The sequence below is a fragment of the Rhizobium sp. TBD182 genome (genome assembly GCF_001950375.1).
Taxonomy (GTDB): Bacteria; Pseudomonadota; Alphaproteobacteria; order Rhizobiales; family Rhizobiaceae; genus Agrobacterium; species Agrobacterium tumefaciens.
Genome location: NZ_BDLN01000005.1, coordinates 338,322 through 351,166, shown reverse-complemented (window position 1 = coordinate 351,166; position 12,845 = coordinate 338,322). Strand labels below are relative to the sequence as shown.

Annotated in this window: 16 protein-coding genes; 11 read left to right on the top strand and 5 right to left on the bottom strand. The window is 58.7% G+C overall.

Annotation, left to right across the window (positions count from 1 at the left end):
- Nucleotides 1–90: 90 nt before the first annotated feature.
- The 8 genes from T18_RS17610 to T18_RS17575 all read left to right on the top strand — a co-directional run bounded on the left by T18_RS17610 (nucleotide 91) and on the right by T18_RS17575 (nucleotide 4,737).
- Complete coding sequence (locus T18_RS17610; protein WP_019565154.1) at nucleotides 91–798, top strand: DUF1045 domain-containing protein; 708 nt, start codon at nucleotides 91–93, stop codon at nucleotides 796–798.
- A 209-nt stretch (nucleotides 799–1,007) separates the two neighbouring features.
- Complete coding sequence (gene puuE / locus T18_RS17605; RefSeq protein WP_038491924.1) at nucleotides 1,008–1,931, top strand: allantoinase PuuE; 924 nt, start codon at nucleotides 1,008–1,010, stop codon at nucleotides 1,929–1,931.
- Nucleotides 1,931–2,428 (top strand): 2-oxo-4-hydroxy-4-carboxy-5-ureidoimidazoline decarboxylase, encoded by a 498-nt coding sequence (gene uraD, locus T18_RS17600; protein ID WP_038491921.1) that lies wholly within the window; start codon nucleotides 1,931–1,933, stop codon nucleotides 2,426–2,428. Before puuE ends, uraD begins: the two co-directional genes overlap by 1 nt.
- A gap of 53 nt (nucleotides 2,429–2,481) precedes the next feature.
- Nucleotides 2,482–2,772, top strand: coding sequence for a nucleotidyltransferase family protein (locus tag T18_RS17595; protein WP_038491918.1), 291 nt, complete (start codon nucleotides 2,482–2,484; stop codon nucleotides 2,770–2,772).
- Between the two features lie 32 nt (nucleotides 2,773–2,804).
- Nucleotides 2,805–3,131 (top strand): DUF86 domain-containing protein, encoded by a 327-nt coding sequence (locus T18_RS17590; protein WP_233287438.1) that lies wholly within the window; start codon nucleotides 2,805–2,807, stop codon nucleotides 3,129–3,131.
- Nucleotides 3,132–3,134: 3 nt separating this feature from the next.
- Nucleotides 3,135–3,635 (top strand): ureidoglycolate lyase, encoded by a 501-nt coding sequence (locus tag T18_RS17585; RefSeq protein ID WP_019565157.1) that lies wholly within the window; start codon nucleotides 3,135–3,137, stop codon nucleotides 3,633–3,635.
- Nucleotides 3,632–3,988, top strand: a complete 357-nt coding sequence (uraH, locus tag T18_RS17580; RefSeq protein WP_003513673.1) for a hydroxyisourate hydrolase — start codon at nucleotides 3,632–3,634, stop codon at nucleotides 3,986–3,988. Before T18_RS17585 ends, uraH begins: the two co-directional genes overlap by 4 nt.
- A gap of 5 nt (nucleotides 3,989–3,993) precedes the next feature.
- The gene (locus T18_RS17575) at nucleotides 3,994–4,737 is read left to right on the top strand and encodes a metallophosphoesterase family protein (protein WP_038491912.1); all 744 of its coding nucleotides are present in this window, start codon (nucleotides 3,994–3,996) and stop codon (nucleotides 4,735–4,737) included.
- Nucleotides 4,738–4,740: 3 nt separating this feature from the next.
- On the opposite strand, the gene T18_RS17570 is transcribed toward T18_RS17575, so the two are convergent.
- Nucleotides 4,741–6,018: a D-alanyl-D-alanine carboxypeptidase gene (locus tag T18_RS17570; protein ID WP_025594233.1), complete on the bottom strand. Its 1,278-nt coding sequence runs from the start codon at nucleotides 6,016–6,018 to the stop codon at nucleotides 4,741–4,743.
- Between the two features lie 190 nt (nucleotides 6,019–6,208).
- Here T18_RS17570 and T18_RS17565 point away from each other — a divergent pair, with 190 nt between their 5' ends.
- On the top strand, nucleotides 6,209–6,793 hold the full coding sequence (locus T18_RS17565) for a TetR/AcrR family transcriptional regulator (protein WP_075807745.1): 585 nt from the start codon (nucleotides 6,209–6,211) through the stop codon (nucleotides 6,791–6,793).
- Nucleotides 6,790–7,134: a DMT family transporter gene (locus T18_RS17560; RefSeq protein WP_038491907.1), complete on the top strand. Its 345-nt coding sequence runs from the start codon at nucleotides 6,790–6,792 to the stop codon at nucleotides 7,132–7,134. Before T18_RS17565 ends, T18_RS17560 begins: the two co-directional genes overlap by 4 nt.
- Before the next feature lie 203 nt (nucleotides 7,135–7,337).
- Here T18_RS17560 and T18_RS17555 read toward each other — a convergent pair whose 3' ends face one another.
- A complete protein-coding gene (locus T18_RS17555; protein WP_038491904.1) occupies nucleotides 7,338–8,471 on the bottom strand; it encodes an alpha-hydroxy acid oxidase in 1,134 nt (377 codons plus the stop codon).
- A 148-nt stretch (nucleotides 8,472–8,619) separates the two neighbouring features.
- Between T18_RS17555 and T18_RS17550 the strand changes: the two genes are divergently transcribed.
- Nucleotides 8,620–9,234 (top strand): hypothetical protein, encoded by a 615-nt coding sequence (locus tag T18_RS17550; protein WP_233284924.1) that lies wholly within the window; start codon nucleotides 8,620–8,622, stop codon nucleotides 9,232–9,234.
- A gap of 19 nt (nucleotides 9,235–9,253) precedes the next feature.
- Here T18_RS17550 and T18_RS17545 read toward each other — a convergent pair whose 3' ends face one another.
- The 3 genes from T18_RS17545 to puuD all read right to left on the bottom strand — a co-directional run bounded on the left by T18_RS17545 (nucleotide 9,254) and on the right by puuD (nucleotide 12,755).
- Nucleotides 9,254–9,976 (bottom strand): sulfite exporter TauE/SafE family protein, encoded by a 723-nt coding sequence (locus tag T18_RS17545; protein WP_075807743.1) that lies wholly within the window; start codon nucleotides 9,974–9,976, stop codon nucleotides 9,254–9,256.
- 209 nt (nucleotides 9,977–10,185) lie between these two features.
- Entirely contained in the window at nucleotides 10,186–11,496 is a 1,311-nt protein-coding gene (guaD, locus tag T18_RS17540; RefSeq protein ID WP_038491897.1) for a guanine deaminase, read from the bottom strand.
- The gene (gene puuD / locus T18_RS17535) at nucleotides 11,493–12,755 is read right to left on the bottom strand and encodes a urate hydroxylase PuuD (RefSeq protein ID WP_003513658.1); all 1,263 of its coding nucleotides are present in this window, start codon (nucleotides 12,753–12,755) and stop codon (nucleotides 11,493–11,495) included. The genes guaD and puuD overlap by 4 nt, the downstream gene beginning before the upstream one ends.
- Between the last annotated feature and the right edge of the window lie 90 nt (nucleotides 12,756–12,845).

Below are 12,845 nucleotides of genomic sequence, written 5' to 3'. Positions count from 1 at the left end.
GGTCCACGTCGTTAATCTGTCACGCAAATCGCTTACTTGCTGGCCTGCAAAGAGCCCCGTTTGGCCGCATTTGCGGCGAGGTGATAGCGCATGCGATACGCCATCCATTTCACGCCTTCCCCCAACGACCCGCTGACGCAGGCGGCTGCCGCGTGGCTGGGACGCGATGCCTATTCAGGCCATGCGGTGGAGCCGCCGGGCATGATCGATCTCGGCATGCAGGAGATTTCCTACCATACCGCCCTGCCGCGCCGTTATGGTTTCCACGGCACCATAAAGGCCCCGTTCCGTCTTGCCGAAGGGCATTCCGAGGCCGCCTTGTTGCGCGACCTGATGTATTTTTCCGGCAGGCAGGACCCCTTCACGCTGCCACAACTTATAGTAGCGCGACATGACAATGTCTTCAGCCTCGTTCCCGAGCGCCCCTGCGAAGTGCTGAATTTTTTCGCAGCCCGTGTGGTGCAGGAATTCGACCGCTACCGCGCGCCGCTTTCCGAGGCGGAAATCGAGCGGGCGGATCCCGACCGGCTTTCGGCTTCGCAGCTGACCAATCTGCATCGCTGGGGCAGTCCGCATGTGATGGACGAGTTCCGTTTTCAGATGTCGCTGACGGGCGGTGTCGAGCCTTCCAGCAGCCAGAGGATCGAGCGTGCCGTGCGCAAGGTTTTCGAGCCGCTGCTCACTCGGCCTCTGTCATTTTCCAGCCTTGCGCTTTTCATCGAGGATGAACCCGGTGCGCCTTTCCGGGTGCACTCGCTGCACCCCATGGGTCGTGTTTCCGCCCGAAAGATCGCCTGAGAAGCGCCCCGCAGAAATCGTACACAAAAAAGCATCGGAATGTCGGCAAAATTGCTCTCGACATTCCGAATGCGGATGCTACCGTCCGTGCATCGCATGTCTGAAGCGTGTCGTGTTTACCCGTGTCGGGCGGACACCTTCGGATGGTTGTTTTGCTCATGTCTTCCAGAAGCGGGTTCCGCGTCGGGAGAGGTGTTTTGGGTGGCTGAATGATTTCCGAGAATTACTCCCGCAATCTGGTGGGCTACGGCCGCAATAGTCCCGATCCGAAATGGCCGGGCGGCGCACGCATCGCCGTGCAATTCGTCATCAATTACGAAGAGGGCGGCGAAAGCTGCATTCTCGACAATGACAAGGCGTCGGAATCGCTGCTGTCGGAAATCGTCGGCGCGCAGCCCTGGCCCGGCCAGCGCAACCTGAACATGGAATCGATCTACGAATATGGCTCACGCGCCGGTTTCTGGCGGCTGTGGCGCATGTTTACCGATCTCGGCGTCACCACAACTGTTTATGGCGTGACCGCTGCCATGGCGCGCAACCCGCAAGCCGTTGCGGCAATGAAGGAAGCGGGCTGGGAAATCGCCAGCCACGGTTATCGCTGGCTGGAATACAAGGATTTTTCCGAGGAGGAAGAGCGCAAGCATATTGCCGAAGCCGTGCGCCTGCATACGGAGCTGACGGGCGAGCGCCCCTTTGGCATGTATCAGGGCAAGCCTTCCGACAATACGTTGCGTCTCGTCATGGAAGAGGGCGGTTTTCTCTATTCGTCCGATTCCTATGCCGACGATCTGCCCTATTGGGTGAAGGGATTGCAGGATAAACCGTTCCTGATCATTCCCTACACGCTCGACACCAATGATATGCGTTTCGCCACGCCGCAGGGTTTCAATTCCGGCGACCAGTTCTTCGCCTATCTGAAAGACGCTTTCGACGTTCTTTATCAGGAAGGGCTTGAAGGCGCGCCGAAGATGATGAGCGTCGGCCTGCATTGCCGTCTCGTCGGCCGTCCCGGCCGCGCCGCAGCCCTTCGCCGTTTCATCGAATATGTGCTGGGCCATGAAAAGGTGTGGATCCCGCAGCGTATCGAGATCGCTCGTCACTGGCATGAAAACCACAAGCCGGGAACGCTCTGATGCTGACGCGGGATGAATTTGTCAGCCGTTTCGGTGGTGTGTTCGAACATTCGCCTTTTATCGCCGAACGGGCCTATGATGTCGGAGGCGCAGGTCTGGAGTTAACGGCGAAGGCGATTCATGGCGGATTATGCGCGCAGTTTCGTGCCGCCTCCGAAGCGGAACGGCTGGGTGTTTTGCGCGCGCATCCTGATCTTGCAGGCAAGCTCGCAATAGCAGGTGAGTTGACCGCCGATAGCCGCAATGAACAGGCAGGCGCAGGGCTCGACCGGCTTTCGCCCGAGGAGCATGCGCGCTTCACCGAGCTGAACTCCGCCTATACGCAAAAATTCGGCTTTCCATTCATCATTGCAGTCAAGGGGCTGAACAGGCACGATATTCTCTCCGCCTTCGAGACGCGTATCGGCAATGATGCGGCGACAGAATTTGCGACGGCGACGGCGCAGGTGGAAAAGATCGCCTGGCTACGCCTTTCCTCGATGCTGCCCGAGGGTTGAATTGGCGAGCGGCGGTCGTTCCGCTATACTCGTGCTATCTGGAGATTGAGGCCATGAGACCCTCCGAGGTGCTGGAAAAGAACAGGGAAGCGATCCGCGAAGCAACGAAGCGCTTCAACGCGGCAAACCCGCGCGTGTTCGGTTCCGTCGCCCGTGGCGAAGACAGGCCGGACAGCGATCTGGATATTCTGGTGGATGCGTTGCCGGGCACGACGCTGTTTGATCTTGGCGGATTGCTGGAGGAACTGAAGACTATCCTCGGTGTCGAGGTTGACGTCGTCACCTCAGGCGGCCTGCACTCGGATATCCGGGCGCGTGTTCTGATGGAAGCCCAGGCAGTATGAGTACGGATCGACTTCTGCTCTACCTGAAGGAGATGGATGTTGCCGCCTCCCAAATACGGGATTTCATTCAGGATATGGATGAGGCCACTTTTTCTTCCGATACGCGAACCCAGATGGCCGTGATGATGGGCCTTGCCCTGATTGGCGAGGCGGTCGCAAAACTGGACAAACATTACCCCGCGTTTTTACAGCAGCACCCGGAAATCCCCTGGATAAAGATGAAGGGTATGAGCAATTTGATCGTGCATGATTATTTCCGGGCGGAACTCTCGGTCGTCTGGAAAACGATAACGCAGAGCATTCCGGATTTGCAGGCGCGTCTCTCACTCCTCCGAAACTGGCATGCCCAAGGTGAATGACATTTGACTGATTTTCTCGAGATCAAGCCTCTCACCAAAGAGGCGTTCGCATCCTTCGGTGATGTGATCGAAATTACACCCTCTTCCATGCGCCACATCAATGGCGGCCAGACCGAGCGGCATCATGCGCTTGCGGCACCCGAGGCAGCGGGCGAGGGTGCGCGCATCATCCTCAATATTTTCCGAGGACAGCCGCGTACCTTTCCCCATACAATCGAGATGATGGAGCGGCATCCGCTCGGCAGCCAGAGTTTCTCGCCGCTGTCCGGCAGGCCTTTCCTTGTCGTCGTTGCCGAGGACGAGGGCGGCAAGCCTGGTCGGCCGCAGGCTTTTCTGGCGGGCGGCGATCAGGGCGTGAATTACCGCCGCAATGTCTGGCATTATCCGTTGATGCCGCTGCAGGCGATTTCGGATTTTCTGGTTGCCGATCGCGAGGGGCCGGGCAACAATCTGGAAGAGCATTTTTTCGATGCGCCCTACATGATCGCGGAGCCCAGCCTATGACCGGTTTGACCACCCACGTCCTCGATGCCGCCCATGGCACGCCCGCCGAAGGGCTGACGATCGAACTTTACCGGCTCTCGGGTGATCGTCGCGAGAAGATTAAGACGGTTAAGACCAATAGCGATGGCCGCGTTGATGGCGGGCCGCTACTTGTGGGCGACAGTTTCAAGGCCGGGGAATACGAGCTGGTTTTCCATGCGGGCGATTATCTGCGTGGCAAGGGCGTCACCCTGGCGGAACCCGCCTTTCTCGACATCATCCCCATCCGTTTCGGCATTGCCGACGAGAGCGGCCATTACCATGTGCCGCTTCTGCTTTCGCCCTATAGTTACTCCACCTATCGAGGAAGCTGACCGCCATGATCTTTGCCGCCATTGCCGATATTCATGGAAACTGCGCCGCACTGGAGGCCGTGCTTGAGGATATCGCGAGGCTTGGCATCAAGGACATCGTCAATCTCGGCGATTGCTTCAGTGGTCCGCTGGAAGCGGGTTTTACCGGCGATGTGCTGGTTGGCAACTGGATACCCAGCGTTCTCGGCAATCATGATCGCGAATTGATCGAGCGCGCGCCGGAAGAGATGGGCAGCTGGGAGAGGCCGGCGCATGCGCAGCTGACCGCCGCGCATCTGGACTGGCTGCACACCCTGCCGTTCAGCATGGTGTTCAAGGACGTCGCCTATTGCTGCCACGGCTCGCCGCGCGGTGATCTGGAATACTGGTTGGAGACGCTTTCGCCGGAAGGGGTGCTGAAATTGCGACCGCTTTCCGAAATCGAGGCCATGGCTGATGGCATCACCCAGCCGCTGATGTTGTGCGGCCACACACATATCGCCCGCACCGTGCAGCTCTCCGATGGCCGCCTGATCGTCAATCCCGGCAGCGTCGGCTGCCCCGGCTGGAAGGATGACACGCCGTTTCACCATCATGTCGAGGTTGGTCATCCGCTTGCCAGCTACGCCGTGCTCGAAGAAACCGCACGCGGCTGGCAGGTCTATTTCCGGCAGATACGCTACGATAATCTTGCCATGGCCGAGATGGCGAAGGTCAACGGCATTCCGTATCTGGCCGATGCGTTGGAAAACGGTTGGCTCAAGCGGTAGAACTCACCCTTCGCTGTTCATGACAACGCAGGCATAAGACTGCGCCTTCAACTCCTTGCAGGCGGAAACCGCCGAAGACTGGTCTTCAAAGCCGGTAAAGCGGGCGCGGTAGAGCGTTGCCGATCCGCTTTGCACCGCTTCGGTATAGGGCGCGATGCCGGAGTAGCTGCCGGCGATGTTGGAGCGCGCATTGGCGAGCAGCGAGCGGGCGGCAGCTTCGCTGTCGGTGGCGGCGATCTGCACTTCCCAGCGGCTGCGTTGGCCGGTCATTTGTGCAGCGGGTGCGGGTTTCGGAATGGCAGAGACCTGGATCATATCCGCCATCTGGCTGTTCGCCGTGGCGATCTGCATGGCGATCGGATCGGCGCGACGCTCGGCAAACATCGGTAGTGGTACGGCTGCCGGAGGGACGGCTGCGGGCGGCACATCGAAGGTGCGGCTGACATTGGCGCTTGCCACGAGCTGTTCGGTATTACGGCTTCTCGAGGCCTGCGGCATCGCCTTGTCCAGCAGAGCGGCCATCTGCGCATCGCGGCTGCGCGCGGTCTTGCCCCCCAGCACGACGCCAACGACACGGCGGCCATTGTGATTGATGGCGCTGACGAGGTTGAAGCCCGACGCATTGGTGTAACCGGTCTTGATGCCGTCCATGCCCTGATAGCGATACATCAGATTATTGTGGCCACGGATGCGCTTGCCCCGGAAGCTGAAGGATTCCATGGCAAAGAGGCCGTATTCTTTCGGAAAGTCGCGCTGCAACGCAAGGCCGAGTTTCGCCATGTCGCGCGCCGTCGTCACCTGCGATTTGCTGGGCAGGCCGGAGGCGTTGCGGAAAACCGTCTTGGTCATGCCAAGCTGGCGGGCCTTACGGGTCATCATCTGCGCAAATTGTGCCTCGGACCCACCGAGATGGTCACCCATGCCTTCCGCCATGTCATTGGCGGATTTGACGATCATGCCGTAGACGGCTTCGCGCACCGTAAACGTCTGGCCCTCACGCACATAAAGCTTCGAGGGGATGACGGCTGCGCCGTTCCTGGACATCCTTATCTTCTGGTCCCAGCGAATTCGGCCGGCGTGCAACGCCTCGAAGGTCATATAGAGCGTCATCATCTTGGTCAGCGATGCCGGGTGGTTCAGCACATCGGCGTTCTGCGCGGCGAGGACCTTGCCGGTATTGGCATCCATGATGAAATGGGCATAACCGGCCTGCGCAGGCGATGCCTGCAATGAGAGGATCGCGCAAAAGAAGGCGAGTGCGAATACCCATGCGCCCGCCATTCCCCGTTTGATCGTTCCCGACATGGTCCACCCCTTTTTGTTCGATCGCCGCGATGGGCGAAGTTTTACTGACACTTTCCGGCAACAAAACCGCTAAAACTTTAGAGATCGCTTTCATGCTTAATTAAGTATGAAATTCAAGTCGGCCGTCGCCCTCACAATTTCCTTGCAAAGAAACCAACCATCCGGTATGTTTATCGTCATGACAAATGCACATGAACGCAAAAAGCAGCCTGAGATCGTGCGCCGCAATCTTCTCGATTGCGCGGCGAAACTCGCTGCCGAGCAGGGGGTTGCGGCGCTTTCCGTGCAGGCAGTGGCCGATGCCGCCGGGGTGACGAAGGGTGGGTTGTTTCATCATTTTCCTTCCAAGCAGGTGCTGCTGGAAGCGGTGATGACTGACCTTCTGGCGGCTCTGGACACTGAGATCGACGACCTCATCTCACAGGATTGTGAAGCTTTTGGGAGCTTCACAAGGGCCTATGTGAACGCGGTTTTCTCGGATCGGGGCAGGGATTCGGGCAGGCAATGGGCAGCGATCTCGGTTTCCATGGTCGGTGAACCGTCGCTTCGGCGCATGTGGAACAGCTGGATTGAGGGGCGCCTTGCCCGTCATAAGGAAACGGATGACGGGGTGGTCCTAGAGATGGTGCGGCTTGCGGCTGACGGCATCTGGTTTGCCGATCTACTGGCCGACGACGGTAAAGCGGGTGGCGACAGGGCGGCTCTGAGGGCCCGGATGATCGCCCAGACGAAAAAGGAAGTGGAACGATGAACGCGGCTGTTTTGACTTATGGGGCGCTTGTCGCGGCTATCGTCTGCGAGGTCATCGCAACTTCCTTTCTGCAGCAATCGCAGCAATTCACCAAGCTGTTGCCGACGGTGCTGATGGCGCTGTTTTACGGTGCGGCCTTTTATCTCCTGTCGTTCACGCTCCGGGCGCTGCCGGTCGGCGTTGCCTATGCGATCTGGAGCGGGCTTGGCATCGTGCTCATTTCCGGCATTGGCTATTTCGTGTTCCGCCAGACGCTCGATATTGCTGCGGTGGTTGGTCTTGGGTTCATCGTGACCGGGGTGGTGATCGTCAATGTGTTTTCGAAGACGATTGGGCATTGAGCGGACTTCTCCACCTCATTCCTGTTCTTGTCAGAGGAATCCAGCCTGCGCGCGTCTGCGCGACGAGAATAGTCCTTTCAGCCCAAGGGCTTGGGCTCGCTGGATCCCTGTGACAAGCACAGAAATGAGGGAGGCGACGTAAAGGCGATATTCTTACCGAAGCATCGGCTTCGATCTTTACGTTGTATGCTGTGTCGTCACCATCACGCCAGAATGCTGCGGTCGACGTCCGTAATCAGCCGCTTCCCGCAAAGCGCCATGCTGATATCCATTTCCTTGCGGATGATCTCGAGCGCCGTCGTCACGCCCTGCTTGCCATCCGCGCCGAGGCCGTAGAGGAACGGGCGGCCGATGTAGGTGCCCTTGGCGCCGAGTGCTACCGCCTTCAGCACGTCCTGGCCGGAGCGAATGCCGCCGTCCATATGCACCTCCACCCCGTCGCCAACGGCATCGACGATCCTCGGCAGCATGGCGATCGAGGAATGCGCGCCGTCGAGCTGGCGACCGCCATGGTTGGAGACGATGATGGCGTCCGCGCCGGTATCGAGCGAGGCGCGCGCATCTTCCTCGTCAAGGATGCCCTTGAGTATGAGCTTGCCGCCCCAACGCTCCTTGATCCATTCGACATCCTTCCACGACAGGCGCGGATCGAATTGCTCGGCCGTCCAGGAGGAGAGCGACGAGAGGTCGGAGACGTTCTTGGCGTGGCCGACGATATTGCCGAAGCTGCGGCGCTGGGTGCGCAGCATGTCGAGGCACCATTTCGGCCGTGTCGCCATCTGCCAGATGTGTTTCGGGGTGAATTTCGGCGGGGCGGAGAGGCCGTTGCGCAGGTCCTTGTGGCGCTGGCCGAGAATTTGCAGGTCGAGCGTCAGCACCAGCGCCGAGCATCCGGCGGCTTTGGCGCGATCGATGAGATTATTGACGAAGTCGCGGTCCTTCATCACGTAAAGCTGGAACCAGAAAGGTTTGGAGGTGACGGAGGCGACATCCTCGATGGAGCAGATGCTCATGGTGGAAAGCGTGAAAGGCACGCCGAATTCTTCCGCCGCTTTTGCCGCCAGCATCTCGCCATCGGCATGCTGCATGCCGGTGAGGCCAGTGGGGGAGAGCGCCACCGGCATCGAAACCTTCTGGCCGATCATTTCGGTGGCGAGCGACCGGTCGGTCATATCCACCAGCACACGCTGGCGTAGCTTTATCTTGGAAAAATCCTCCTCATTGGCGCGGTAGGTGCCTTCCGTCCAGGCGCCGCTATCGGCATAGTCGAAAAACATCTTCGGCACACGGCGCTGAGCCTGTTTCTTCAGGTCCGCTATGGTGAGGATTTTGCCCATGGATAAAGCCTTCACATTTGAATGATGGCTTCATATAACATGGTAATCGCGTTTACGCGATGGCAATCGTCTTTGCAGCAGTGCTTTTTGCATTCGCAAATGGCTAGGAATTATGCTTGAAATATACTGTATTTCGATAATAATTCAGATGGTTTCTCAAATAATAGCGTATTTTAATATGTTAAATTATTTACTCAGATTATTTATCGCAGTTCTTATTTCGCCCGCGATTGTTTTCGCCGCCGAGTGCCCCTCCGGTAAAAATGATGGAGATGAGTTTGTTCTTGCCCACGGTCAGGTGCGCAGCGAATTCAGGCGATCCGGACCGATCGTCTTGGTGGAGAATGATTTTCAAGGCGCAGGCAAACAGAGGCTTTTTCTCTTTCGGGGGTTAATCGAGCTGGCGCGTTCGGGCGATGACGGCAATTACAGCCAGCACTTTACGTCAAATCTGGAAGCGTTCTGGCCTCTGAAAGTTGGCGCTCGACGCACTTTTGAATTTCTGCCGCTCGAAACTACCAAAATCGAGGATAAGTGGTCACTGACCCTTGCAGTTACGAAGCGGCGCGCCTTTCCGATTAAATTCTGCAATTATGAGGTGTTTTATGTGACCTACGACATTCGTAAAAACGGCAAAGAGGAAGAACGATGGACAGCGGTTTATTCGCCGGATCTGCGCGCCACGGTGGCGAAGATTTACGATGAGGGGACGGAAGACGAGGAAATTGTCGCCTATAATCTGATTGCGCCTCTGAAGCGGTGACGGTTCGACTGCGCTTGAATCAGCTCCAGAATGCTCGCAAAAACAGCTCAGCCCCAAGCAATAGCAGGCAGATTAGGAACCAGCGCCTGAATGTCGCGGGAGTGACGATGCGGCGGATATTCTGGCCAAGCCACATGCCGAGAAGCGCTGGCAGGACGGCGAGTGCGGAAAGCGACATGTGCTCAACGCGGAAGGCGTCCTGAGAGGCAAGGCCGGCGGCAAGCGCAACGGTGGAAACGGTGAAGGACAGGCCAAGCGCCTGCACGAGATCGTCGCGGCTGAAGCCAAGCGACTGGATATAGGGCACGGCGGGGACCACGAAAATTCCGGTGCCGCCGGTCAGAAGGCCGGTCGCCAGCCCGACGGCCGGGGAGAGTTTCGGTTCCAGCCTTGCGGGAACGGCGAAGGGCTTTGCAAGAAGGCTGTAGGCTGCGTAGGCCGCGAGGCACAATCCGAGCGCCGAGGTGGTCCAGACGCCGGTGCCTGATGTCATCAGCCGGATGCCGAGAAGCGTGCCGACGGCAATGGCGATCATCATCGGCCATAGTCGCGAGACGACCGTCTTGAAATCGGGTCCGGCCAGCAATTGCCAGATATTGGTGATGAAGGAGGGCAGAATGAGCAGGCCAGCGGCAACGACCGGCGGCATGAAAAGGCCGAGAACGCCCATGGCAACGGTAGGCAGGCCCATGCCGGTGACGCCCTTGACGACGCCCGCGACGATGAATGTCGCGACAATCATGAGCGTTGTAGTTGTCTCAAAATCCGGCACGGCGCACTCCAGAGGTCATTCGCATTTCGGCTGACTTGGGCTGTCAGGCGATCATATGAAACGGGCGAGTGCGGCCTGTTTCTTTTCCCGGCGGCGAGAGAAAAACAGGCGACGCCCGCTCGTTTCAATATGTACTGATATAGATGAGGCCACGACCTGATGTTTCGGCCTAAACCGAACTATGCAAGCGCGCTTTTCATCGCCTTGCCGGCCACGTAGGTCTCGACGACTGTGCGGTCGTCGCCCATGGTCAGCATCAGGAACAGTTCTTCGGTCAGGCTTTTCACCACTTCCATCTTCAGCGCCATGGCGGGCGTGGAAGAGGCGTTGAGAACCGTGATGTCGGCATCCGTGCCGGCGTCCAGCGTGCCGATGCGGTCGACCATGGAAAGCGCTTCGGCGTTGCCGCGCGTCATCAGATACCAGCTTTCCAGCGGGTTCAGTCGTTCGCCCAGCAATTGCTGGATCTTGTAGGCCTCATCCATGGTGCGCAGCATGGAATAGCTCGATCCGCCGCCGATATCGGTCGCGACTGCGATGCGCACCGGCTTTTCGCGCCGTTGCAGCTTTTTCATCGGGAAGAGGCCGGAGCCGATGAAGAGGTTCGATGTGGGGCAATGCACGGCGACTGCACCGGTTTCCGACAGCACGTCCGCCTCACGTTCCGAGAGGTGGATGGCATGGCCGAGCAGGGTCTTGTTGCCCATCAGGCCGTAACGCACATAGATGTCGGTGTAATCGGTCGCTTCCGGGTAGAGCTCGCAGGTATATTTGATCTCGTCCAGATTTTCGGAAAGATGCGTCTGGATGAAGAGATCGGGAAATTCCTGCGCCAGCGCCTGGGCTGCTTCCATCTGTTTAGGCGTAGAGGTGATGGCGAAGCGGGGCGTGATGGCGACGTGGTTGCGGCCCTTGCCGTGCCAGTCGGCGATGACGGCCCGGGTCTCGTCATAGGAGGTTTCCGGCGTGTCCAGCAGGCCCTGCGGGGCGTTGCGGTCCATCATCACCTTGCCGCCCACCATCAGCATGCCGCGCTTCAGGGCCTCAGTGAAAAACGCATCGGCTGAGGTCTTGTGCACGGAGCAATAGGCGACAGCCGTGGTGGTGCCGTGGCGCAGAAGCTCATCGTAAAAATGTGTGGCGATGCGCTGGGCATGCGCGCTTTCGACGAAACGGCATTCTTCCGGGAAAGTATAGGTATTCAGCCATTCCAGAAGGTTGGCGGCATAGGAGCCGATGACCTGCATCTGCGGGAAATGCAGGTGCATGTCGATCAAGCCCGGCACGATGAGATGAGGGCGGTGGTCCTTCTCCTCAATGTCATCAGGTGCCTGCTTGCGAATATCGGGATAGTCGCCAATGGCGGCGATCTTGCCGTTTTCGATAAGCAGGCCGCCATCCTCGATGTAGAGATAGCTTTGCGTATCGTCGATTGCGAGCGGCGCGCGGCGGAAGCTTAACAGGCGGCCACGCAGCAGAACCATGCTCATTCGGTTTTTTCCTTGGCGTCTTTGCCCGCGGAAACAGCGCTTTCGTACCATGCGGTCAGCACTTTGCGCTCCTGCGGGGTGATGGCGGTGATGTTGCCGGGAGGCATGGCATGGCTGCGGCCGGCTTGCAAATAGATTTCGCGGGCGTGTGCGGCGATCTGCGCGTCGGTTTCGAGCTTCACAGATTTCGGCGTGAAGGGCACGCCTTCCCACACCGGCTCGGCGGCGTGGCACATGGAACAGCGGCCCTGAACGACATCGCGGGCGCTCGCGAAATGGGCGTCGCTGACGAATTGCTGCTGCATCGGCGAAAGCGTTGCCGCCTTCTGTTCTTCTTCGCCGGTCAGCACCTTCGGCACGGTGGAAAGCCACATGATGACGATGAAGATGAGCGCGGTCAGCAGCCAGGTCCATGTCGGCTTGCCCTTGCGGGCATGGGTGGTGTTGAACCAGTGGCGGATGGTGACGCCCATCAGGAAGACGAGTGCTGCGATGATCCAGTTGAACTCGGTCGCAAAGGCCAGCGGATAGTGGTTCGACAGCATGAAGAAGATGACGGGCAGCGTCAGGTAGTTGTTGTGCAATGAGCGCTGTTTGGCGATGCGGCCATATTTCGGGTCCGGCGTGCGCCCGGCGATCAGGTCGGCAACGACGATCTTCTGATTGGGAATGATGATGAAGAACACATTCGCCGACATGATGGTGGCGGTAAAAGCGCCGAGATGCAGGAAGGCGGCGCGGCCGGTGAAGACCTGCGTATAGCCCCACGCCATCGCCACCAGCGCGACGTAAAGCACCACCATCAGGCCCCAGGTGTTGTTGCCAAGCGGCGATTTGCAGAGGAAATCGTAAAACAGCCAGCCGACAGCAAGCGATGCCAGCGACAGACAGATGGCCTGGAACTGGGTGAGCGCCAGCACCGAATGGTCGATGAGGAAAAGGTCGGCGCCGCCGTAATAAACGATGCACAGCATGGCGAAGCCGGACAGCCAGGTGATGTAGCTTTCCCATTTGAACCATGTCAGGTGTTCGGGCATCTGGGCCGGGGCGACCAGATATTTCTGGATGTGGTAAAAGCCGCCGCCATGCACCTGCCACTCCTCGCCATAGGCCCCCGGCGGCAGATGCGGCCGTTTGACCAGCCCAAGATCGAGCGCGATGAAATAGAAGGACGAGCCGATCCAGGCGATGGCGGTGATGACGTGGAGCCAGCGGACGGCAAAGGCCATCCATTCCCACGCAATGGCATATTCGTACATTCGGTTCCCCTGATCCTTGTGCAGCGCACCTTGCGAGAAATTTGACCGTTAGGAAAGGGAAAAGCAAACACCGCACGATGATTGTTCACA